At 39.4% G+C, this 21818-nt stretch carries 13 protein-coding genes; 9 read left to right on the plus strand and 4 right to left on the minus strand.

Annotation, left to right across the window (positions count from 1 at the left end):
• Positions 1–5: 5 nt before the first annotated feature.
• Positions 6–671, minus strand: a complete 666-nt coding sequence (locus IQ244_RS25425; RefSeq protein ID WP_193899141.1) for a DUF4142 domain-containing protein — start codon at positions 669–671, stop codon at positions 6–8.
• Positions 672–1072: 401 nt separating this feature from the next.
• Here IQ244_RS25425 and IQ244_RS25430 point away from each other — a divergent pair, with 401 nt between their 5' ends.
• Complete coding sequence (locus IQ244_RS25430) at positions 1073–2173, plus strand: iron-containing redox enzyme family protein (protein ID WP_193899143.1); 1101 nt, start codon at positions 1073–1075, stop codon at positions 2171–2173.
• A gap of 183 nt (positions 2174–2356) precedes the next feature.
• Positions 2357–3052, plus strand: coding sequence for an SAM-dependent methyltransferase (locus tag IQ244_RS25435; protein WP_193899145.1), 696 nt, complete (start codon positions 2357–2359; stop codon positions 3050–3052).
• Between the two features lie 67 nt (positions 3053–3119).
• Here IQ244_RS25435 and IQ244_RS25440 read toward each other — a convergent pair whose 3' ends face one another.
• The 3 genes from IQ244_RS25440 to IQ244_RS25450 form a co-directional block, all read right to left on the minus strand.
• Positions 3120–4517: an AAA-like domain-containing protein gene (locus IQ244_RS25440; protein WP_193899147.1), complete on the minus strand. Its 1398-nt coding sequence runs from the start codon at positions 4515–4517 to the stop codon at positions 3120–3122.
• 1050 nt (positions 4518–5567) lie between these two features.
• The gene (locus IQ244_RS25445; RefSeq protein WP_193899149.1) at positions 5568–6656 is read right to left on the minus strand and encodes an aliphatic sulfonate ABC transporter substrate-binding protein; all 1089 of its coding nucleotides are present in this window, start codon (positions 6654–6656) and stop codon (positions 5568–5570) included.
• Positions 6657–6728: 72 nt separating this feature from the next.
• Positions 6729–7385 (minus strand): class I SAM-dependent methyltransferase family protein, encoded by a 657-nt coding sequence (locus tag IQ244_RS25450; protein ID WP_193899151.1) that lies wholly within the window; start codon positions 7383–7385, stop codon positions 6729–6731.
• 585 nt (positions 7386–7970) lie between these two features.
• Here IQ244_RS25450 and IQ244_RS25455 point away from each other — a divergent pair.
• The 7 genes from IQ244_RS25455 (at position 7971) to IQ244_RS25485 (ending at position 21811) form a co-directional block, all read left to right on the plus strand.
• Entirely contained in the window at positions 7971–11078 is a 3108-nt protein-coding gene (locus tag IQ244_RS25455; protein WP_193899153.1) for a cysteine peptidase family C39 domain-containing protein, read from the plus strand.
• Between the two features lie 1068 nt (positions 11079–12146).
• The gene (locus tag IQ244_RS25460) at positions 12147–12602 is read left to right on the plus strand and encodes a HetP family heterocyst commitment protein (protein WP_193899155.1); all 456 of its coding nucleotides are present in this window, start codon (positions 12147–12149) and stop codon (positions 12600–12602) included.
• Positions 12603–13612: 1010 nt separating this feature from the next.
• Positions 13613–14347, plus strand: a complete 735-nt coding sequence (locus tag IQ244_RS25465; protein WP_193899157.1) for a peptidylprolyl isomerase — start codon at positions 13613–13615, stop codon at positions 14345–14347.
• Between the two features lie 835 nt (positions 14348–15182).
• A complete protein-coding gene (locus IQ244_RS25470; RefSeq protein ID WP_193899159.1) occupies positions 15183–15782 on the plus strand; it encodes a helix-turn-helix domain-containing protein in 600 nt (199 codons plus the stop codon).
• 131 nt (positions 15783–15913) lie between these two features.
• Positions 15914–18988, plus strand: a complete 3075-nt coding sequence (locus tag IQ244_RS25475) for a peptidase domain-containing ABC transporter (protein ID WP_193899161.1) — start codon at positions 15914–15916, stop codon at positions 18986–18988.
• Between the two features lie 59 nt (positions 18989–19047).
• Positions 19048–20598: an HlyD family efflux transporter periplasmic adaptor subunit gene (locus IQ244_RS25480; RefSeq protein WP_193899163.1), complete on the plus strand. Its 1551-nt coding sequence runs from the start codon at positions 19048–19050 to the stop codon at positions 20596–20598.
• A gap of 436 nt (positions 20599–21034) precedes the next feature.
• Entirely contained in the window at positions 21035–21811 is a 777-nt protein-coding gene (locus IQ244_RS25485; protein WP_193899165.1) for a peptidylprolyl isomerase, read from the plus strand.
• The last annotated feature ends 7 nt before the right edge of the window (positions 21812–21818 follow it).

Consider the following 21818-nt stretch of genomic DNA (forward strand, 5'->3'; position numbering starts at 1 on the left):
GAGCTTTAACGTGTATCAGTCGGACTTGGGCTAGTAGTTGAAGTTCCCGTATTACCGCCAGCATTAACAATGGAACGAGCCTGTTGCAAGTGTTCTTGAAGGGTTGGTAGTGTTTGGGCGGCAAATGCCTTCACATCTGGATCTTGACCCTGTTGAGCTTCAGTTTGAAATGCAGAAACATCCTTTTGATGATCTTGAACCATGTGAGTCATATATTCGCGGTCAAAATTAGCGCCAGAAAGCTTAGATAAGCGTTCCTGGAGTTGCTGATTTTCTCTGTTGAGAGCAGTTGGTAATTTTACACCTTTTCGCGCTGCTAACTGTTTGAGTTGAGTATTCACCTGCGTATGATCTTGCACCATCCGCAGCCCAAATTGTTTGACCTCATTGTTAGCTGCACGTTGTGATGCTAGTTGTCCTAGTTTGACTTCTGCTAAACCACCTTGCGCGGCTTCATTGATAAACTGTCTGTCTGAAGCACTCAGATTATTTTGTCCTGGTGTAGTTGGTGTTGCTGTTGGTGATGGACTCTCAGTTAGTTGTACTAGTTGTGTTGTACCAGATGGAGCTTCAGATGTATTCTGATTTTGCTGGGGGGTTGTTGTACAACCAGTGGCTAGAGATAAGGCGATCGCCACTAAACTAGTAGAAACTAATTTTAAATTAGACATAATTCCTCCTTTTTTCCCAAAAGCTCACAATTACAGCGATTTAGAATCATCAAAGTAATAATTAACCTTAAACCTTCTGACTCCTGAATTCTGACTCCTGAATACTTACGTTTTTTTCTCCAAATCAAATATGATTCCTATATATTTTTAAATTTGTCGGTTTAGCTTGAATATAGAAAAAATGTTCTCAAAAAATACCTACCCGCAGATATAGCTCATTCCTGCTAGTGTGTTCATTTGCCACATCTATCATCTGTTACCTGTCTGTTGCTGTAATTCTGTGTCTCTAGAGTTAATATTTGTTTATAACTCACGAAAGAGGTTAATAAGGCTGAACTGTGGAACTTTAGATATTAGAGATAGAAATATTTTCACTTTTGAGTAAAGTTATCTAATATTCCATGCAAAGCAATTTATTGACAATACTTAATTTCGATGTTGAAGCTAAGACACATAATGATTATCACCAAGCTGAACAACTATTTTTAGAATTACTAGCAATAGATGATTTAGACAATCAATTACATCAAATATCAGCGAAAGTCAGAGAATTTGAACAAACACTGTTTGCAGCAATTGTGGCAGCTTATCAAAATGGTAGTGGAGATAATCGCGCTCATTTATTTCTGCAAAGGATTTTATATTGGATTAATCGCTTAAAGTTATTTTGGTATGACGATTTGCACCATTATACAAATGAGCGATCGCTATATTTGAGTTGTTGTCGTAATCAAATTGAAGCGGCTTGGCAACCTTGGGAACTAGCTCAAATTGATGTAGCTAAATTACAAAAATTAAATGTCAAACAAGCACTGATTGAACGCGCCACCGCCGATTTAGATCCGCCATTATCGCCAGAGAGTCGCTATATTCGAGAACAAATGAGTGAGGATGGCTACCGTCACTTATTGGCGATCGCCTCATTTGATGGGTTAGTTGAAGGTAGTCGTCTTTCACGGATTTTAGGAGGTGCGGCGAATGAGGTGCAATGTACTTTAGTACGGGTACTTTTGGAAGAATATGGCAATGGTCGCTTGTCTCGCAAGCACTCGACATTTTTTGCCCAAATGTTAGCCGAGTTTGATATGAACACTGAACCAGAAGGTTACTTCGATTTAGTCCCTTGGGAAGTCTTGGCTTGTGCTAATCAAAACTTTTTAACAACGGAACGCAAGCGTTATTTTCTACGTTACAGCGGTGCATTAACTTATTTTGAAGTAGCTGGCCCGGCAGCTTACAGAAATTATCTGACAGCAGCGCAAAGACTGCAACTTTCAGATGCAGCAATGGGTTATTGGGAACTGCACATTAAAGAAGATGAACGCCACGGTCAATGGATGTTAGACAGTGTGGCTTTACCTTTAGCAACGCAATATGCCGATGATGGGTGGGAATTAATTCTTGGATACGACCAAGAGAAATTCATGAGCGATCGCGCTGCTCAATCTGTTGTATTTTCTATTCGTACAGCCGAACAAGCAACTGATAAATCCACCAATTAGCAATAGCAATCTGGCGGTAAATCTTTAATTTCTTTGCGACCTGATTCTACTTGAGTGAAAGATTTTTCACTCCAGCAGAATTTTGCTGGACTTTATCCAAGGTAAGGATTCTTTAAACTTTCTGACTCCTGAATACTTACTATCCAAGTATCAACTAATTTTTTGATTAACTAGTAAAGTCACATGAAAGACATCTTTTTTTGCCCGGAAGAATCTAATTTTTATTCCAATTGTTTAGAAAATTTTATCATGCGAGATTGTCAAGATCCGGCATCTATTGTTGAATTTGGTTCTGGGGATGGTAGTCCAGTAATTAACTCACTACTTAGAAATAAGTTTGAGGGATTAATTCAAGGCTATGAGCTAAATACTTCTGCCTGGAAAGCTGCCAATTTAACTATAGATGAATACAATCTTGCTAGTAAATATATTATTCATAATTCCTCTTTGTTTGACTCTGATAAACCTCAAGCCAATTATCTCGTTGCTAATCCACCCTATCTTCCAGCGCCAGATGAGGATATTTATATGCCGTTACTCTTTGGTGGTGTAGATGGTGCATCCATTACCAATGAGCTTTTATCTTTAGATTATGAAAATGTTTTGGTGTTAGTTTCTAGCTATTCTAACCCAATTAGTACTTTGAAAACAGCAGCAGAAAACGGTTACAGCGTGAATAAATTTGTCATCTTACCCTTACAGTTTGGTTATTATAGCTCTGAGCCAAAAGTCAAAAAACATATAGAAGCATTAAAAAAAAATAAAATGGCATTTTACTCTGGAGATTATTATTTATTAGCTGGAGTTTTATTTAAAAAAGCTCAGGTATCAACCATTAATTTAGCTAATGAATTAGCTCAAGTGATGACCAGTTTATAGAGATTAGATGATTGATAACTTTTGCTTCGGAGGAAGTTGGTGATGGGTTTACATCTAATAGAGAAGATTAAACAATAGCAGCTAGTTGTTTAATGAAATAAGCGCGATAGAGTTTACAACGGGGTAAGAGGCGATCGCCATCAAAGCAAATCAATCCTAAACTTTCGAGCTTATAAGCATCCACCGGATCAATCATTAGACCTTGTGCTGTTTTGACAATTTCCGCATATATTTTGATGAGATGAGGATAGCTTTGCAGTTTTAACCAGTGTCGCCATAAGTGATGGCGATAAATACCACCATTAGCGATCGCTTCGGCAATCAAATCTTGTAAAGTTATTTTACGAGAGACGAGATGAAATAAAGCTAGTTGAATTAACGCTGGATGGCCGCCAACCAGAGACATCAATTGAGCGGATTCTTGACCAGAACTCCAGTTTAACTCATATTTTCTGGCTAAATCTTCGACCTGATGCTGTGTAAATTCACTCAGACGTATAGGTAAGCCGAGATTAAATGGTGAACGATTAATATCTAGAGAGATATATTGTTCTGTGGAGTAAACCACTACTAATCTCAGTTTTTGCCAACTGTAATTTTGTCGTGCTTCTTCACACCAAGAACGTAACAAAGCAAAAAATTCTTGAGCAATGTGCGGATATTCAAAAAAGCGATCTACATCGCTCAAAACTAGCACTATGGGACTATTACTCTGTTTGAAAATATATTTTTGCAAGTAGAAGCTACAGACTAACTTATGGCCGACTTCTTCATCCCACATATTATCAAGGTTAGGCTCAATGTCTAACTGTTGGGCAATTTGCCAACAAAGACAACGCAAAAGCTTATTTAAATCAGTCAAACAAGAGTCATCAATTTGATAGGAATTAATATTAACAGTGCGATATCCTTGCTGATTGGCAAAGGCTAAAATACGCAGCACTAATGAAGTTTTTCCCATCTGTCTGGGAGAGCGAATCCGAATTACACAACCTGGGCGAGTAATTTCTCGATAAGCTAACTCTTCTATTGGGGGACGCTCGATATATAAGGGCGAATCTAGTGCTACAGGCCCATCTGGATATAACCAACGATTTTCTATTTCGTAGTTGGATAACCGGGTATTATGATCTTCCTGTGGATATGACCTGCTGGATAGGAATTCTAAGATTTCGTGTTCATCCTCGCTACTCGAAACTGCGTAATCGTCTTCATGTAATTTGAGGTTAAAAGCACTAAAACACAATTTGAGAGTTTTTTGATCTACGCCTTTGCTCAAAGACCACAATCGACTTAGGGTTTTAGTCGAAATACTGATCTGTGTGCTGAGTTCCTGTAGAGTTAAGCGATCGCCTTTGTTTCTGGCTATCTCCCAAGATACAATCGCTTCCTGTAAACGTTGTAACCCGACAGGCGTTAGCACAACGCCGCGTCTTCTTTTGCTTTTAGTTTGTTTCACTTGCATAGGCTGTGTTCCAACAACTTTTTGTGGAAACAAACTCTACTTCAAATTTCTTGCATCAATATTTTTTATCTTATGTATTTGTCTGTGGATGCTACCGCAGAGTAGTTGCAAAGACAAGACAAGGAGTTGACTTGAAGCAACTACCGTACAAAGAAAAGCACGCAAATTATAACTTCTGCAAGAGGTTGTTTGTAGAGTCTGATGATCCAACGACTCAAAGAATTTGAACAGCGTTAAAAATTCCGAATTTCTAGTTTGAACGGAAGTCGAAACCACCAACACAAGCATTGTATAAAAAAAGAATTTTTGCTCCGTGTTTTTATTTACTTTTGCAGTAAAAATTATTACGAATTAATGAGCTTTTTTACCATTCCTTAACTGATTGCTATGTCTGCAAATTAAATTTGTTGCAGAATAAGCTAGAAATCTTAAGTTCAGAACAAACTAGTATTTTAGTCAAATTCAAATGCCTAAAACACAGTAAATGCTGATTTTTAAGCTATTTCAGGCTATATTCAGCCCCAAATTTGCTATTTTAGGTTGGTTCACTGATATTCTACTGTACTTCAGGCATTTGTGTAATCTTTTGAGATTTTCATAAATTAGTTTATGTCAACTATTGATTTTTTTGAGTGAATGATTTATCGATTAACGTACAACATATTAACATCATAATAAACGTATTAAGTAAATACACTAGATTTTACCAATACGAATGATTAATGATGCGATCGCTCTTTATGTGCTTGAGTATTGCAGGATACAATCTTGCTACCACAAGTTTTACTTTTAAAAGGGAACAGGAAACAGGGAATAGCTAGTTTTGGAGGAGGATTTAGACCTTCCTCAAAACACTTGTCTTTCAATACGAGGCTTCAAACCCAAATGATTTCAGTGAATAAAACAATATCCCCAACTTCCTGAAAGAAGTTGGGGATGAATTTTGTTCCGCGCCAAGAATCGAGATTTATTGCAGGGAACAGGTTACAGGTGACAGAGTTGAAAGTCTTCAGCAAATCATCTCAATTCATGCCGCATTTATGCAACGCTCTATTTTTGACTGATTGTGGGTGGAGTAATCGCTGCATATTGTTCAGGTGTTAACAATGTTTCCCGAATATTCACCGGTTTGGGAAGTAATCCATTTTTATAGAAGTAATCGGCGACTCGCTGTTGTTCTTGGATTAAATCGGGAGATATAGCTCTCAAACCATAACTGCGGCGACTAATTACCAAGTCCATCACATCAGCAGGGAGTTTTTGAAATGGTGCAATTAGCTCTGTGGTTTCTTTGGGATGCGCCTCAGCCCAGCGTTGAATTTTATCAATCTCCTCAATCACTATCCGCAGCAATTCTGGATTATCAATGGCAAACTGTCTACCACCGATATAGTATCCCCCAGGAGAGTCGAGTCCTTGAGAGTCTCTGAGAATCCTGACTTTGCCTAGTTTTTCGGCTCTAGCTAGATGGGGATCGCCTGTCACCCAAACCGAGATTTTCCCCTCTAAAAAGGCACTACTCGCTTCTACGTTAGGGATACTCAGAACTTTAATATCGCTATATTTCAAACCTACATCTTCTAAAGCTCTGAGAATAAAGTAGTGAGATGCAGATGCTTTTTGAAAGACTACCTTTTGTCCTTTGATATCTTTTAAAGTCTTAATAGGAGAATTTGGTGGTACTGCGATCGCACTGCCTTTACCACTATTTTCAGTGCGTCGGGAACCAACTACATACACAATCTGCGCTCCCGCCGCTTGGGCAAAAATGGGTGGAGTTTCGCCCACAGAACCCAAATCTATTTTGCCCACGTTCATAGCTTCCATCAGTTGTGGCCCTTGGGCAAATTGCGCCCATTCCACCTTGACACCCAAGGGTTCCAGACGCTTTTCTAATACTTTTGTGACTCTAACCAAATCACCCGCTTGTTGATACCCCATACGAAGTACTTTGGTCTTAATTCCCGATGGCTGGGTATCAGATACGTTACTTGCTGTAGAAGTGGTTTCTGCTTTTTGAGTTGGTTGTGTGCAACTAACTAATGTCAATGAAGTGGCGACGCTGATCAACCCTGGAACCAAAAACCGCGTAACGCGATGAAAAATGTTTATATAGTGAGGTTTAGCTGTAGCGACCATAATTTTTTTGTACGGCTAGATTGAAACTTTTTTTTAGACAAGCGAGACAATCGATGACTCAGAGATAATTTTTTATCTGGCTCTATTGGCTATGCCAGAAAACACGAAAAACTGTGGTTCTTTCGGTTCAGCTACGCTTTCGCCCAGATAGCGATGAATACCTACGCCCATATCTCCTGTAGCTGTGAGTTTGAAGTTGACTTCGGCAAATCCAGCTTCACGCAAAGATTTACGGACTGTTTCCGAGTGGGGAATACCATTTGAATGTCCACGAGTCCAAATCACAAACCCACCTGGTTTAGCGAGAAAACTGAGGTTTCCTAATAAGCGAGTGAGTTCATTTTCATCGGCAAGATTCCCAAAAACGCCACAGACAATCACAATGTCTGCTGGTACTGCGCCTGAATAGTTGGAGGCAATGGTTGCATCACCATTGATCAACTCAATTTGTTTTGTCAAACCTAATGATTCTATGGTTGCTTGTCCACGTTCTACTAGTTGGGGATTTAGCTCAACTAGTCGTGCATAAACATCTTGGGCGCGTGGGTGATTTGCTAAAGTTCCGAGTAAATCTCGTCCATCGCCAGCACAAACACTGACTACACGAATTACTCCCTGTGGGGACGCATTTAAGCTGTGGGCAATATATTCCCGCACGATTTCTAAGCGCTGCTGCAACCTCGGTTCAGTTTGGTAGAGGTCGTGCCATTCAAACCAGTCTTTTGGCATAAGGGATGATTTCCGTTTCCTCAAACTATGACTTTCTGCCCAGTAATTAAGCTACTAGACATCAAACTACGTTAAATCTATCGATTAACCGTATTTTAAGGTAAAAGCAGGCTATCACAGAAATTCCAGCAAAATCAAGCCTGATAGCAAAGTGCTAAAGACAAGTGTTGAAAGTTACAGATGTTTGATTGACGATGTAGTTAATAGTCAAGCGATCGCCAAAATTTTTGTATCTTTAGTTACGCAAATAAAATCTTCTGCTCTTGGATAGCACTTGGTTTATAGCACAAATCTGACCTGTGTAAGATATGGTTTTATTTTCCGGGTATTGCCTCAATTAACAGAAAATGTAAGTAACTTAAAAGAAAAATTAAATACTAGCCAGGACTTACGCAAGTGTCAGATTTTTTTCGTTTAGGCTGTCAATAGTCCAAAAAAACCTTGATTTTTGACCTTTGACTCTTGTACCAGAAAATAGGTGTGCCAGTTGTGTAAGTCCTGATAAATTGACTGCTTATATCTAATTAAATAAAAACAAAGATTGCATAACATCAAAAAACTTACACTGAGAACATACATCAAGCCATGAACCCCTCTTCTTCGTTCAGAGTTCAGGGAGAACCAAAATTTAGCGCCCAACAAACTCCAGAATCAACCATGATTCAACTTTTGAGCATAGTTGTAGGGGATACAAATTTAGTATCAGAATTTAGTCAGTTTTGGACAATTAATAAGTTTCAACTAGGTGATAATTTAACCGAATATACTGACAATATTATTACTGAAAATAAAAACAATTATTTTTACTTAGTTTGTCAAGGAAGAGTCAGGTTACTGAGTTTTGATGCAACTCTTGGACGAGAAGTGTCTACACAGTTGTTATTAGCAGAGCAGACATTTGGCGCAGATAATTTATTTGGCGATCGCCCTTTATCATACCGGGCGATTGGTGCGAGTCCGGGTTTTGTGGCGCAAATCACCATTGAGGATTTACAAATCTGGTTACAGCGCCTACCAAATTTAGCCCAGCACTGGCAAAAATTAGCCCTTGAACGTCAAGCACTAATTTTCTTTAAAAGTTATAGCGAATTGCGATCGCTCAACAGTACAACTCTACGCCAATTTTTACCTCAGATAATTACTACAAAAATTTCTGCTGGCACATCTTTAAATACAGCCACACCAGCAACGGCGGGGCGTTTTTGGCTGGCGGGTGGTACAACTACCTCATTATTACTCGGAGATAGTTGGGGTTATCCTGATGTAACATCCCCAGATGCAATTGCCGAAACAGACTTGTTAGTTTACCAGTTACCGATTGAACGATGGAAATCAGCCCAAGCATTTGCACCGCAAATATTTACCACCCAAGATCAAGATACACAACAGAAAGTAAAGCCGCAAAACCTTCCCCCCTGCGACCTTCAGGATCAATCTTTCACAGAAAACAAGATAACCCAAATCCCCCTTCCCCAACCGGAATATTCTCAACCAGAAATTTCTTCAGCATCAGAGATTGATTTTCCACCACAGCCAAAAGCCACGCCACGCCGGAAATATCCCTTTATTCCCCAACAAAGTTCATCAGATTGTGGTGCGGCTTGTTTAGCTATGATTAGCCAGTATTGGGGTAAACGCTTCAGCCTGAATACTTTGCGGAACTTAGCCGGAGTAGACTGTACAGGTGCATCCTTAGCAGGATTAGCCACCGCCGCCCAAACCTTAGAATACGCAGCGTTACAAGTGCGGGCAAGTTTGACTAAGTTAGAATCACACGGGATTCCGTGGATTGCCCATTGGCAAGGGAATCATTATATTGTGGTTTGGCAAGTCAAAGGCGATCGCATTTTAATTGCTGATCCGGCGATCGGTCAAAAATGGCTGTCAAGCTCAGATTTTGCCGCTAGTTGGACAGGATACGCGTTGTTATTAAACCCGACGGCAAATTTTCACACTCTCAAAAGCGAGAAACTTTCCTTAAGTCGTTATTGGCAGATATTACAGTCTTACAGCCAACTAATTCAGCACATTATTCTCGTCTCACTAGTCATCCAAATATTTGGCTTGGCGACTCCCCTGCTGACTCAAGCAGTCCTTGACCAAATACTACTGCTGAAAAATTTTTCGACGTTGAATGCTTTTGCACTCGGCTTTTTGTGCTTGGGTGTGTGGCGCATTGTTTTAACCGCACAGCGACAATATCTCCTCGACTATTTTGCAAGTCGTATTGATAGTGATTTAATGGGTGGTTTCGTTAAACACACCTTACAGCTACCATTACAGTTTTTTACTTCCCGCCGCGTTGAAGACATTCTCAGCCGCCTTCAAGAAAATCGCAAAATTCAACAATTCCTTACCCGCCAAGCTATCACCGCCATTGTTGATGTTGTGATGATAGTTGTTTATCTAGGGGTAATGGCTTATTTTCAGTTAAAGCTTACCCTATTGGTATTGAGTGGAATTATCCCCGTGGTGGTTTTGACTTTAGGCGCAAGTTCTTTGCTAAAGCCAGCATCGCGGGAAATTTTGCAAACATCAGCCAGCCAAAATTCTGCCACGGTCGAAATGATCACGGGAATTGTCACAGTCAAAACTACCGCAGCGGAAGGTTCAGTGCAGACATATTGGCAAGAACGGTTGCAAAAAATGCTCAAGGCGCGGTTACGGGGACAGAAGTTAGCCAATGTCTTACAAATGTTGCGGAATTTAATTAGTCACGTTGCGACGACATTGGTTTTATGGTGTGGTTTGCAACTGGTGATTACTGGGGATATGTCACTGGGTAAATTTGTGGCGTTTAATATGCTGGTGAGTAACGTGACAAATCCCTTGTTAGCGTTGGTGGGTTTAGGGGATGAATTGCAAACAGTACTCATAGCGGCGGAACGAGTTAATGATGTCTTAGACTCTCCGCTAGAAGACAATTCTCCACAACCATTACAGGTAATGCCGGCAATTCGCGGTGAAGTGCGGTTTGAGAATGTGTTTTTCCGCTATCATCCTGATGACCAACGCCACACTTTGCAAAATGTCTCTTTTCGAGTGCGTCCACAACAAACTATTGGGATTATTGGTCAGAGTGGTTGTGGTAAAAGCACTTTAGTTAATTTGTTGGCTGGTTTATATCGTCCTAACAGTGGGCGGATTTTCATTGATGGATTAGATATTGCGGCGGTATCTCCGTCATCGTTACGCAGTCAAATCGGGTTTGTCGCCCAGGATAATTTTCTGTTTTCAGGAACGATTTTAGAAAATATCACCCTTTATAATCAAGATTTTAACCATGAGCAGGCGATCACAGCTGCCAAATTAGCCGAAGCCCACAGTTTCATCCGCGAATTGCCTTTAGGATACAACACCCCAGTTGGTGAAAGGGGTTTACGACTTTCTGGTGGTCAGAGGCAAAAAATTGCGATCGCCCGTGCATTGATTACCAACCCGAAAATTTTCATTTTAGACGAAGCTACTAGCGCTCTAGACCCTGAATCTGAGCGTTGTTTGTACCAAAGATTAGCTCGTTTGAGTCAGTATCACACCACTTTTATCATCTCCCATCGTTTCTCTAGTGTGCGTCACGCTGACCACATCCTCGTTCTTGACCAAGGTATTTTAGTTGAACAAGGCACTCATCAAAAACTGATGGAAACAAAGGGTCTTTATTACTCCCTAGCTAGACGGCAATTACAACTGTAATTTTGCTCGTCTTCTTTTGTTACCTATACCCAAGCTACTAGACTCAGAATCCTGGCTTCTCAAAGAAGTTGGGGTTCTATCTATGTATTACCCATAATTGATATCCCATCCTCTGTGGAGGCACAGAAACAGGGAACAGGATAAGAAAAATCAGATGATCTCAACTGTATTGATTTATAGTCTGTATGGATTATTTAGTTATGCTTCCGTGCATCTAACATTAAAATTCGACACGATATTCATATTGTATTTATCCGGATGAAATTTATATTTTTTTTAAAATATTTTTAACTACGCAAAGTCCATAAAATTACTTTGTTGTTATTAATGCTATTGCAATTACTATATTTAGTGATTGTTTATTAGACAAGTTAATGGTAAATTTCTATATGAATTTGAACTAAATAAAAGTTCCAAACGAACAATAAGTGAGGGGTTAAACCCCTCAGTAAACAGCGAATCCGTGAGAATACTAAAAGTTCTATAATCCAAATGGAGACATCAAAAAAACTAAGTAAATTTAACTGTTAAAGTTTTAATTTAGAAGATGACATTTAGAAAAAAACGTAGTATAAATACTAAAGTAGCTATTATTTTTTTGCTCAACAACTTTGATGTTCTCAGTGAAAGTGATAGCTATTTTACTAATTTTTGCCAGAAAAATTAAGGCAAAAGATTATACGATAGAATTATCAGGGCAGTTGATTAAACTAAGTATTTAAAACGTGAACAGAGGGGAAAACTGCATCTACCACGAGCCAAGCCAGACTTTTATAGTCATTGAAATGACATGATGAAAGGTTGAAAAGTAACCAACTACTGGATTAAATACAGTCAACTTTCTACTCAAAGGTCAAGCTCATGGAAATCATCATCAGAACACATGCAGTTCTAACCTCCAAACAAAGAATGATACAGCTTTTACAGCAATACTTGGTCATTCCCCACAGGTTTATAGCTAAAACTAAAAATAAATTTAGAGGGTAGTTGTTAAAGTTGGCAACTGCAACAGCTATTGATTAAGCATTGACTACTTGTAACACCTAATTTTCTAGTAAAATTAACACTATGAATCACAACATGACTAGCATCAGTAACTTTAATAAAGGTATCAACCCTCAACAATTTGACCAAATAGTTGAGGCGATTCTGGCAGGTAAGTATTCTTGGGCTTGTGTGTTAATGCTGCGTGTAGCTGGTTACAATCCATTGCATTACATTCCTTATCGCACTTATAACAGATTGCTCAAAGAAAATTCTTCAACAAGTAGAGCGCAGCACCAAGAGCGGGAAACCATAAAAATTACTTCATCATCTGCGGATAAGTCTGTAGCGACTAACTGTTTAGGTAAGATTAAAGACTTAACATATCTAGAGGTAGTTGGTAAGCAAAAAGCGGGAATTCATGGTGGCAATATGGAGCAATTGTTAGCCCAAGAAATTTCCGAATATCAACCCCTCAAATGTGAATCAAATAGCGACAACACTCAAGATTTTTCCTTAAAAATTGGTGAAGCTAATTAAAGGGCTGAGTGTCAGATAGCCTATCATGCGATCGCAACTCTCAGACATGATAGGTTATCTGTCCTGTCACTTATTAAACTTGGCAGACAAAACGAAACTAGCACTGCTACAAACAGCAAATAACTTGATGTTATTTTTTATTTAAATTTATGTAAAATAATCACATTAAATTCTGATTTTTATTAAATTACCCGTCTTTTAGTAAATCTCTAAAGGTGGTTTTTGTGCTGGTATAGCAAAAGTCAAAAGTGAACTGCCTACAGTGAATTAGTTTTGGCTTTTTAAGATGCCTTAACCTATCTGGCTACCGCTATATATAGATAATTCTAGGTTGTATAGCTGAAACTTGAGAACTGGTATAAACAGTCAAGGTAGAGAAAAAAATTAATCACAAAATGTGCCAAAGTGGCAAATTTTAACTATCAAAATCATTTAAATTATACATAGAGGCGATGAACCAATACATTCATCAACAATGATAAAATCATTGAATATCTGACTATGAAATACATTTAACTGATTGTTTTTGCTGAAACAGTCAGTATCCCAAAGAGTACATAACTCTTAAACCAAGACAGACAATCTCACTGTTGCTATTGGTAGTTCTGTTTTCGAGGAAGCCTGAGCCAAGAAAAGTTAGAAGAGGTGGATTCCCCCAATTTTAACTTTCCATGCCCTCTATTAAGTTTCTCAATGGTGGGAGAAATTTCGTAGAGCCTTCCATACTTTAGTAGTAAGGAAAATAGACAAACTAACAGTTGACAGTTGTTGTAGCTGATAGAGCATATAGCTACTACGCTTTTGTTTTGATGCTCTAAATCCTAGTTCTACCAAACAGGATTATCTCTGCTGTATAAAACATCTAATGGATACAGCAACTGCTGGAAGCTAAAAGCCCAAATAGCTTCCAGTTTTTTATGTATTAATAAATCCTGATAAGGTAAAATATATTTATTTTTACTCCCAACAAAGCTAATTTAGCTGTAAAAACGAGAACCTATTAATACCAAATGAGTGAGTTTGCCAAAGTTTTTATTGAACCGGAGGAAATCGTTAAATTCCTCAAAAAAGAAATGCAGTTGCAGGAAGTATATCAAAAAATTTTAGTTAACAAAGTCATTTGGCAAGCTGCGGAGGCAAGAGGTATTACTATCACCCCGGAAGAAATTGCAGCGGAAGCAGAAAATCAACGGCGAGAAAGACATTTAGAAAGAGCCGCAGACACACTAGAGTGGTTAGCTGATCAATTAGTTACACCCTCTGATTGGGAAATGGGAATCTGCGATCGCTTATTATCCCACAAACTAGCACAAGTATTATTTGCTGATGAAGTAGAGCAGTTTTTTCAGCAAAATCACTCGGAATTTGATCAAGTTATTTTGTACCAAATCATAACTAACTCAGAAACTTTAGCACAAGAAATATACTATCAAATTGAAGACGGTGAAATTACTTTTTATCATGCCGCACACATTCACAATATTGATATTCATCGTCGATGTAAGTGTGGATATGAAGGTATAGTTTATCGTTTTGCACTTCAACCAGATATAGCCTCCGTCGTATTTAACGCATCACCTCAACAGGTGACATTTCCTTACAAAACAGAGCAAGGTTATCATCTTTTTTTCATAGAAGAATTTATTTCGGCTGAATTAACACCAGAAAGATATCAAGAGATTATTCATAAAATGTTTCAGCATTGGTTGGATACGGAACTGCAATGTATCCTCAATCCCAGATGATTCAGTGAACCTAAGATAGTTAGATTTAAGGTAAAAATTCCTACTAATATGATTGAAGATTGCTATATTTATTACTTGGATATATTAAACACTCCCATCTTTTTTAGTGTACTTTCTGTCCTAAATATTGATCATTTTATTTTACCTAGATCTAATTATTAAATTTTTGATAAAGAAAATATATTTTTTTTGTTAAGTTCACGTTTTTTTCATAAAACCTATTGACTATATTTAGAAAAATTCTTAAAAGAATAACAGTTAGGCTAACTTAACAAAGTGAGGAAATACGGCTTTTCAGCAAAACTTCTCTGTCTAGGTTACTTTCCTATACTCATCAAGCAATTTTGTGAAACGAATACCAGCGTTACACCAAACTATTCAGTTTTACTAGTTCATAGTTTATTGTTTTTAGGTGTTTACCAGAAACTGCTGTTCATCAAGGAAAATAACAGCTATGCTGGCTAAATATTTTGTCAGGTTTATCAACTACTACTGCTCAATGATCTGCGCTCCCAAAACGTGAGCGCTGTTTTTAACATCATTTTTCTCTTTACGTAGAATAGTTGGTAAGAGAATCATCATAATTTGATGATTGTAGTATTAGCTATTAACACAGAATACAGATTACCAAGACAGATGCAATATGCAAATTCCCCCCGATTATTTACAACTATCTGGGGGTAAACATTCAGCGTCGGACAAATTCAGCAGAACCCAGAAATCAGAAGTCAGAAGTTAGAAAAACAAAGGTTCACCAATCAAATTATCTCGCTATGACTTAAATAGTCTGACTTCATATTGAATACTTGACTGTCAACAATAACTGGTAGTAATTATGTCAAACTATTCTAGCCAATACCAAGGTTTGGAAAATTATGATCCGCAAGATAGTAAGTTTTTGACTCCTTTTCAAAGAAAAGCTTTGTTAAAAAACTTGCAAAGTAATTTACAGCCAGAATATCTCAGAAGAATTGAAATTATGTTACTGGCAGATATGGGTAAATCTCAAACTCAAATTTGTGAAATTGTTGGTTGTTCTCAAGAAATGGCACGTTACTGGATTGGTATTGCAGAAGCTGGTTTTGCACATAAATGGAATGAACGCCCAATCGGCAGACCGAAAATTGTGAATGCTCAATATATCGATAGATTGAAAGAATTGGTAAGTCATAGTCCGCGTGATTATGGCTATGCCTTTACTTACTGGACAGCCCAATGGTTAAGCAAACATTTAGCAAATGAATTAGGGATTTCAATTAGCGATCGCCATGTTAATCGCTTACTCAAACAAATGGGACTTTCGACTAAACCCAAAAGTTCCAAACAAGAAGCAACAGAAGAGACAAAAGATAACAATATTACAATTGGTGACTTAAAAACTCACAGCGAACCGACTTTCCCTTGGTCGTTTAATTTAATGCAGACAAATCAATAGTGGAAGATCCCCCCAACCCCCCTTAAAAAGGGGGGCTTTTAATCTTTCTTACCCCCTGTTTAAGGGGGTCGCCGCAGGTGGGGGGATCATTTAACCCTCAATACCGAATTCTCAATTGATGAAGGTAAAAAATGCCATTAGAATTTTCTCAAGAACAGTTAACACAACAAATTACCCAAGCTTTGGGTGAAGCGCTGTCAAGTCAAGATATAGAAAAATGCTTGGCAAGAGTGGAAATTGTCGAACCGCCTGTAGCTAAACAATTTTGGCAAGCGACAACGGCAATTCCGGGAATTTATATTATTCTCACAGGTAAAGTCAGACTGCTGGATAGTGCGAATAACTTAATTACCACCCTGACAACTGGGGGATCATTTGGCGAATTAACTTTGTTTCCCCAAGAAGAGTTTCGTTCTTACGTAGCGAGGGCTTCTGTCAGTCTAAAACTGTGCTATTTGCCGCAAGCATTGTTGCAGGAGATTGTGCAGCTATATCCTAGCGTGGGCGATCGCCTACAAAAACGTGCAGAACTTTGGAATTTACTATTGTTATGTTGTCAAAGTGCGCCCATCACGCTGAATGGTTCTGTAGAACAGATGCTTAAAGCTTTATCGCTATTTCGACGGCACAGCTTAGACAGTGGCGCACCCCCAGCTAAATTATTTCAAGATACTAAGCTTTGGCTATTGCGTCGCGGTAAATTACTTCACGCCGACGGACGCATATTAACATCAGGCAACATCTACATATATCCCCAGGAAGGCAGTTGGCAAGCGACACAACCAACAATTGTCTACAGTCTACATAATGCTGATTGGCAAATGGCGGTGGCGCATTGGCCGCAGTTGGCAGATTTGGCGGGAGTTGGGAGTGGGGAAGAAGGCAGGCAGCAGGAGGCAGGAGGCAAGAGGGAAGAAGAAGGCAGGCGGCAGGGGGCAGAGGGCAGAGGGGAAGGAATTTCTCAATCCCTAGTGCCGCCGAAGCGCAAGAAACCACGTCAAGCTTATTTTCCTAACCCGACGGTGAGGGCAACTCATGTGTGGGGACGGCTGACAAAGCGATATCCCTTTTTTGAACAACAAAGTGCCGCAGATTGTGGTGCAGCCTGCTTAGTGATGATCAGTCGCTATTGGGGTAAGCGCTTGAGTATCAATCGGCTGCGAGAGTTAGCTAATGTTAGTCGTGGTGGGGCTTCTTTGCGGGGTTTGACAGCAGCTGCCGAGAGTGTTGGTTTTGCGACTCGTCCAGTGAAAGCTAGTTTAGATAAATTGGCACAGCAAACTCTACCGGCGATCGCCCACTGGGAAGGTAAACATTACGTAGTTGTCTATGAAATTACCAAAAAACGTGTAATTATTGGTGATCCGGCTGTTGGACAACGCAGTCTTACCGTAGGTGAATTCAAAGCTGGTTGGACTGGTTACGCCTTGTTACTACAACCCACAACCTTACTCAAAGAAACTGAAGAAGAAAATATCCAATTTTGGCAGTTTTTTGATTTAGTCAAACCTCACTGGCAAGTGCTGCTAGAGGTTTTCACGGCTTCGGTGTTTATTCAACTATTTGGATTAGTTACACCTTTATTTACTCAGCTACTTTTAGATAGAGTAATTGTTCAAGGCAGCACCCTCACATTAAATGCTATGGGTTTAGGGTTGTTGATTTTTGGATTATTCCGCGTTGCCATTAACGGACTGCGGCAATATCTTTTAGATCACACAGCCAATCGCATCAGCTTGTCACTATTGGTAGGTTTTATCAAACATACCTTCCGTTTACCTCTGGCATTTTTTGAATCGCGTTACGTTGGTGATATTGTTTCTCGCGTCCAAGAAAATCAAAAAATTCAGCGCTTCCTGACTGGGGAAGCACTATCCATCATCTTGGATTTGCTGACGGTGTTTATTTATGTCGGGTTGATGTTTTGGTATAGCCCATCAATGGCCTTACTCAGCCTATGTATTGTCCCACCGTTTATGCTGTTGGCGCTGGTGGCTACACCCTTTTTACGCCGCATTAGTCGTGAGGTGTTTAATGCCACAGCCAACGAAAACAGTTATCTCATTCAATCCCTGACGGGGATTCGTTCTATTCGCTCGATGGCGATTGAGCAAACAGTCCGTTGGCATTGGGAAGAACTGCTGAATAACTTGATTAAAAAGACATTTAGCGGGCAGATAGTAGGGAATCAACTGCAAATTTTTAGTGCGACCATTGAAACAGTTGTAAGTACAGGGTTACTGTGGTTTGGGGCATGGTTGGTAATTCAAAATCAACTGACAATCGGACAACTAGTAGCTTTTAATATGCTGTTGGGCAATATTATCCGCCCCTTCCAAAGGCTAGTTGTGCTGTGGAACCAAGTGCAGGAAGTGATGATTGCAACTGAACGGATTAATGATGTTTTAGAAGCAGAACCAGAAGAAGACTTACAAAATCAACCCCGGCAGATTTTGCCAAGGCTAAGTGGACATATTCGGTTTGAGAATGTCACCTTTCGCTATCATCCAGACAGTGATATTAATGTCTTAGAAAATCTCAGTTTTGAAATCAAGCCTCAGCAAACCGTGGCTGTAGTTGGGCGGAGTGGTTCGGGCAAAACTACCTTATCTAAGCTGATTTTGGGGCTATATCCGCCGACAGATGGCAAAGTTTTAATTGACGCTCACGATGTAACTAGTATTTCCTTGCGATCGCTTCGTTCGCAAATTGGGGTTGTTGATCAAGACACCTTCTTATTCGGCGGCACAATCCGCGAAAATATCAGCATTGCTCACCCTGAAGCCACCTTAGAAGAAATTATCGACGCGGCACGTTTAGCAGGAGCCGATGACTTCATTAAACAGTTACCAATGGGTTACGAAACTCAAATTGGTGAAGGTGGAGGGATGTTATCTGGCGGACAGCGCCAACGTTTAGCGATCGCTCGTGCATTATTGGGCAATCCGCGTTTATTATTATTAGATGAAGCCACCAGTCACCTCGACGCTGAATCTGAACGCATCATTCAAAATAACCTGACAACCATCCTTAAAGGACGCACAAGTTTAATCATTGCTCATCGCCTGTCCACCGTGCGTCACGCAGACTTAATTCTGGTATTGGATCGGGGGTTACTCGTCGAAAGCGGCACCCACGACGAATTAATTGCCAGAAAAGGTCATTATTTTTATCTCAACCAGCAACAACTGGCGCAAACAAATTGAGCATCTGGGAAATTTGCACATGAACAGTTAACGCTCAACAGTAAACTGTTGAATTACCTATGCCAAATTCTTATCCCAATTCTGCATTCGTACTTACTCAACAAAAGCAGGATGAACTTCGCCAGTTTGATGACTCTGATGTAGTTGTCGATGAACCAATACAGGCAGCCCAAATCAACGATTGGTATTACGGTACAGAAGAACTTCTAGATGCCTTACCCAAGCTCTGGACACGTTCAATGCTGTACTTACTAGTTGCTTTTGCTGCCATTGTTATTCCTTGGACAATGCTGACCAAAGTGGACGAGACAGGCTCCGCTAGAGGGCGTTTAGAACCCAAAGGCGCAACGCAAAAACTGGGCGTTCCGGTTACGGGTGCAGTCAAAGCCGTCAATGTCCAAGAAGGCGCGACTGTGAAAGCCGGACAGGTTTTGATGCAGCTAGACTCTGATGTATTGCAAACAGACTTGCAACAAACACAGACAAAACTAGAAGGATTAATCAGTCGGCAATCTCAGTTAGAACTGTTGAAAAATCAATTAATGCTGGCGATTAACATTCAAGAACAGCAAAACCAAGCCCAAGCATTAGAAAAAGTTGCCCAAGTTAATCAAGCACAGCAAAATCTCGATGCCAAAATCAGCAGTTATAACCTGCAAAGACTAGAAAAATTGGCTTTAGTTGAGCAGGCTAGACAGAAAATTAATTCCACACATATTGACCAAAAATTAGCTCGTAGTCGTTTCAATCGAGACTTAGCGGAAGTTGATCGCTATCGTCAACTTTTAAACGAAGGTGCGATCGCTCAAGTTAAAGTAGTGGAATTAGAAAAGACTGCGGAAGAAAGTCAACGCTTGCAAGAACAAGCAAGCGCCGAACTCACACAATCAAAATTAAGTTTAAAGGAGGAAGTGAGCCGTTATCAATCCATCATGAGTCAGGCTTGGGCAGATATTCAGCAAGCCAAACTCCGTTTAGAAGAACAGCAAAGTAGCTATCAAGGCGTAGTGCAAGCCGGGAGACTGGCGCTGCTAAAAAGTCAGGAACAACTCAAAGATATGCAGAACCAGATTACTAGCCTGCAATCGGAAATAGCCCAAACCAAGAGTCAGATTACTTCATTCAAACTGCAACTAGAACAGCGTGTAGTGCGATCGCCAATTGATGGCACAATCTTTGAATTACCAGTCACAAAACCAGGCCCCGTAGTTGAAGCTGGACAAATCGTCGCTCAAATAGCACCTAAAAATAGTGAGTTGATTATCAAAGCTCAAATGCCCAGTCAACAAAGTGGCTTCTTGAAAGTCGGTATGCCTGTCAAAGTCAAGTTTGATGCTTATCCCTTCCAAGATTATGGAGTTGTACAAGGGCGTGTTCATTGGATTTCACCTAGCTCAAAAGTCCAAACTGATAGCGAAGGTAAAGCCACTATCGAAACCTATGAATTGGATATTGTTTTAGATAAAACCTATATCCAAGCAGGCGATAAACGCATTGTCTTAACACCTGGTCAAACAGCAAACGCAGAAGTAATTATTCGTCAGCGTCGCGTCATCGACTTTATCTTAGATCCATTTAAGAAATTGCAACAAGGCGGACTAGAACTGTAATTATGACTGTAAGAATTCAGCACACAGAAGTCAGAATTCAGAATTTAATAGTAATTCAGTATGATTAATCTATTGTTCTTGAGAAGAATGTGATTAAGTCTTTTAACATTCTGACTCCTGGATTCTGACTCCTGAATTCTTATTTATTATTTTTACTTAGTTTGAAAATAAAATCATGTATCTTGATTTTTCATAGGGTAGGCTTTGATAGTCTGCCCTAATTTTACTTTTCATTTTATGTATGATGCTTAAATCCCCGACTTCTTCAAAAAGTCGGAAATCTGAATTTTTATGTCTAACAGAAAATATTAATTAGTAAGCGAAACTTCCACTAGATAGAGATAAGAAAAACTCTCTCAAGTAAACATATATAGATATGCGCTTAACTTCAATTTAACCTTCAAGAAAAAAATCATAATGAGTGGAGGAAGTAATTATGGCAAAGCTATTAAATGTTGCTGTAGAAGACATTATTGAATACATAAAACTGTCTTGCAAAGTACCTAGTATACTAGATGCGATCGCCACTCAAAAAATTATTATCGAGACAGTCGAAAAAGTCGGTATTACCATCGAAGTCGAAGAACTACAGCAAGCCGCAGATAGTATGAGGTTTGCCAACAAACTCTTGAGAGCAGAAGACACTTGGGCTTGGCTAGAAAAACATCATCTTTCTCTCGATGATTTTGAAGAAATTGCGAAAACTAACATCTTATCTACAAAATTAGCCAATCATTTATTTGGGGAGAAAGTCGAACCTTACTTTTATGCTCGGCAATTTGAATATTATGGCGCAGCAACTTATGAAGTAATCTTAGATGATGAAGACTTGGCTTTAGAGATATTTTACACTCTACAAGAAGGCGAAATTAGTTTTCAAGAAGTTGCCCGCCAATACATCGAGAATCCCGAACTTCGCCGCGCTAGTGGTTATCAAGGAATCCGCCGCCGAGCAGATTTTAGACCAGAGATTGCTGCGGCTGTTTTTGCTGCTACTCCACCACAAATTCTGAAACCAATTGTCACACCCAAAGGAGTACATATAATTTCGGTCGAGGAAATCATTAAACCGCAATTAAATGAGCAATTACGTCTGCAAATCATGGGAGAATTTTTCCAGAATTGGTTACAACAACAAATTGCTACTTTAGAAATAGTAGCAAAGTTGCCCCATAATTCTTTATCATCCCAAGATTTACCTAAACCTGCTTAATAATAAA

Origin of the sequence: Nostoc sp. LEGE 06077 (assembly GCF_015207705.1) — a bacterium.
Taxonomy (GTDB): domain Bacteria; phylum Cyanobacteriota; class Cyanobacteriia; order Cyanobacteriales; family Nostocaceae; genus Nostoc_B.

Excerpts from the sequence above, each read along its gene's own strand:
- IQ244_RS25425 (WP_193899141.1), bottom strand. The coding sequence starts at position 671 with ATGTCTAATTTAAAATTAGTTTCTACTAGTTTAGTGGCGATCGCCTTA.
- IQ244_RS25430 (WP_193899143.1), top strand. The coding sequence starts at position 1,073 with ATGCAAAGCAATTTATTGACAATACTTAATTTCGATGTTGAAGCTAAG.
- IQ244_RS25435 (WP_193899145.1), top strand. The coding sequence starts at position 2,357 with ATGAAAGACATCTTTTTTTGCCCGGAAGAATCTAATTTTTATTCCAAT.
- IQ244_RS25440 (WP_193899147.1), bottom strand. The coding sequence starts at position 4,517 with ATGCAAGTGAAACAAACTAAAAGCAAAAGAAGACGCGGCGTTGTGCTA.
- IQ244_RS25445 (WP_193899149.1), bottom strand. The coding sequence starts at position 6,656 with ATGGTCGCTACAGCTAAACCTCACTATATAAACATTTTTCATCGCGTT.
- IQ244_RS25450 (WP_193899151.1), bottom strand. The coding sequence starts at position 7,385 with ATGCCAAAAGACTGGTTTGAATGGCACGACCTCTACCAAACTGAACCG.
- IQ244_RS25455 (WP_193899153.1), top strand. The coding sequence starts at position 7,971 with ATGAACCCCTCTTCTTCGTTCAGAGTTCAGGGAGAACCAAAATTTAGC.
- IQ244_RS25460 (WP_193899155.1), top strand. The coding sequence starts at position 12,147 with ATGAATCACAACATGACTAGCATCAGTAACTTTAATAAAGGTATCAAC.
- IQ244_RS25465 (WP_193899157.1), top strand. The coding sequence starts at position 13,613 with ATGAGTGAGTTTGCCAAAGTTTTTATTGAACCGGAGGAAATCGTTAAA.
- IQ244_RS25470 (WP_193899159.1), top strand. The coding sequence starts at position 15,183 with ATGTCAAACTATTCTAGCCAATACCAAGGTTTGGAAAATTATGATCCG.
- IQ244_RS25475 (WP_193899161.1), top strand. The coding sequence starts at position 15,914 with ATGCCATTAGAATTTTCTCAAGAACAGTTAACACAACAAATTACCCAA.
- IQ244_RS25480 (WP_193899163.1), top strand. The coding sequence starts at position 19,048 with ATGCCAAATTCTTATCCCAATTCTGCATTCGTACTTACTCAACAAAAG.
- IQ244_RS25485 (WP_193899165.1), top strand. The coding sequence starts at position 21,035 with ATGGCAAAGCTATTAAATGTTGCTGTAGAAGACATTATTGAATACATA.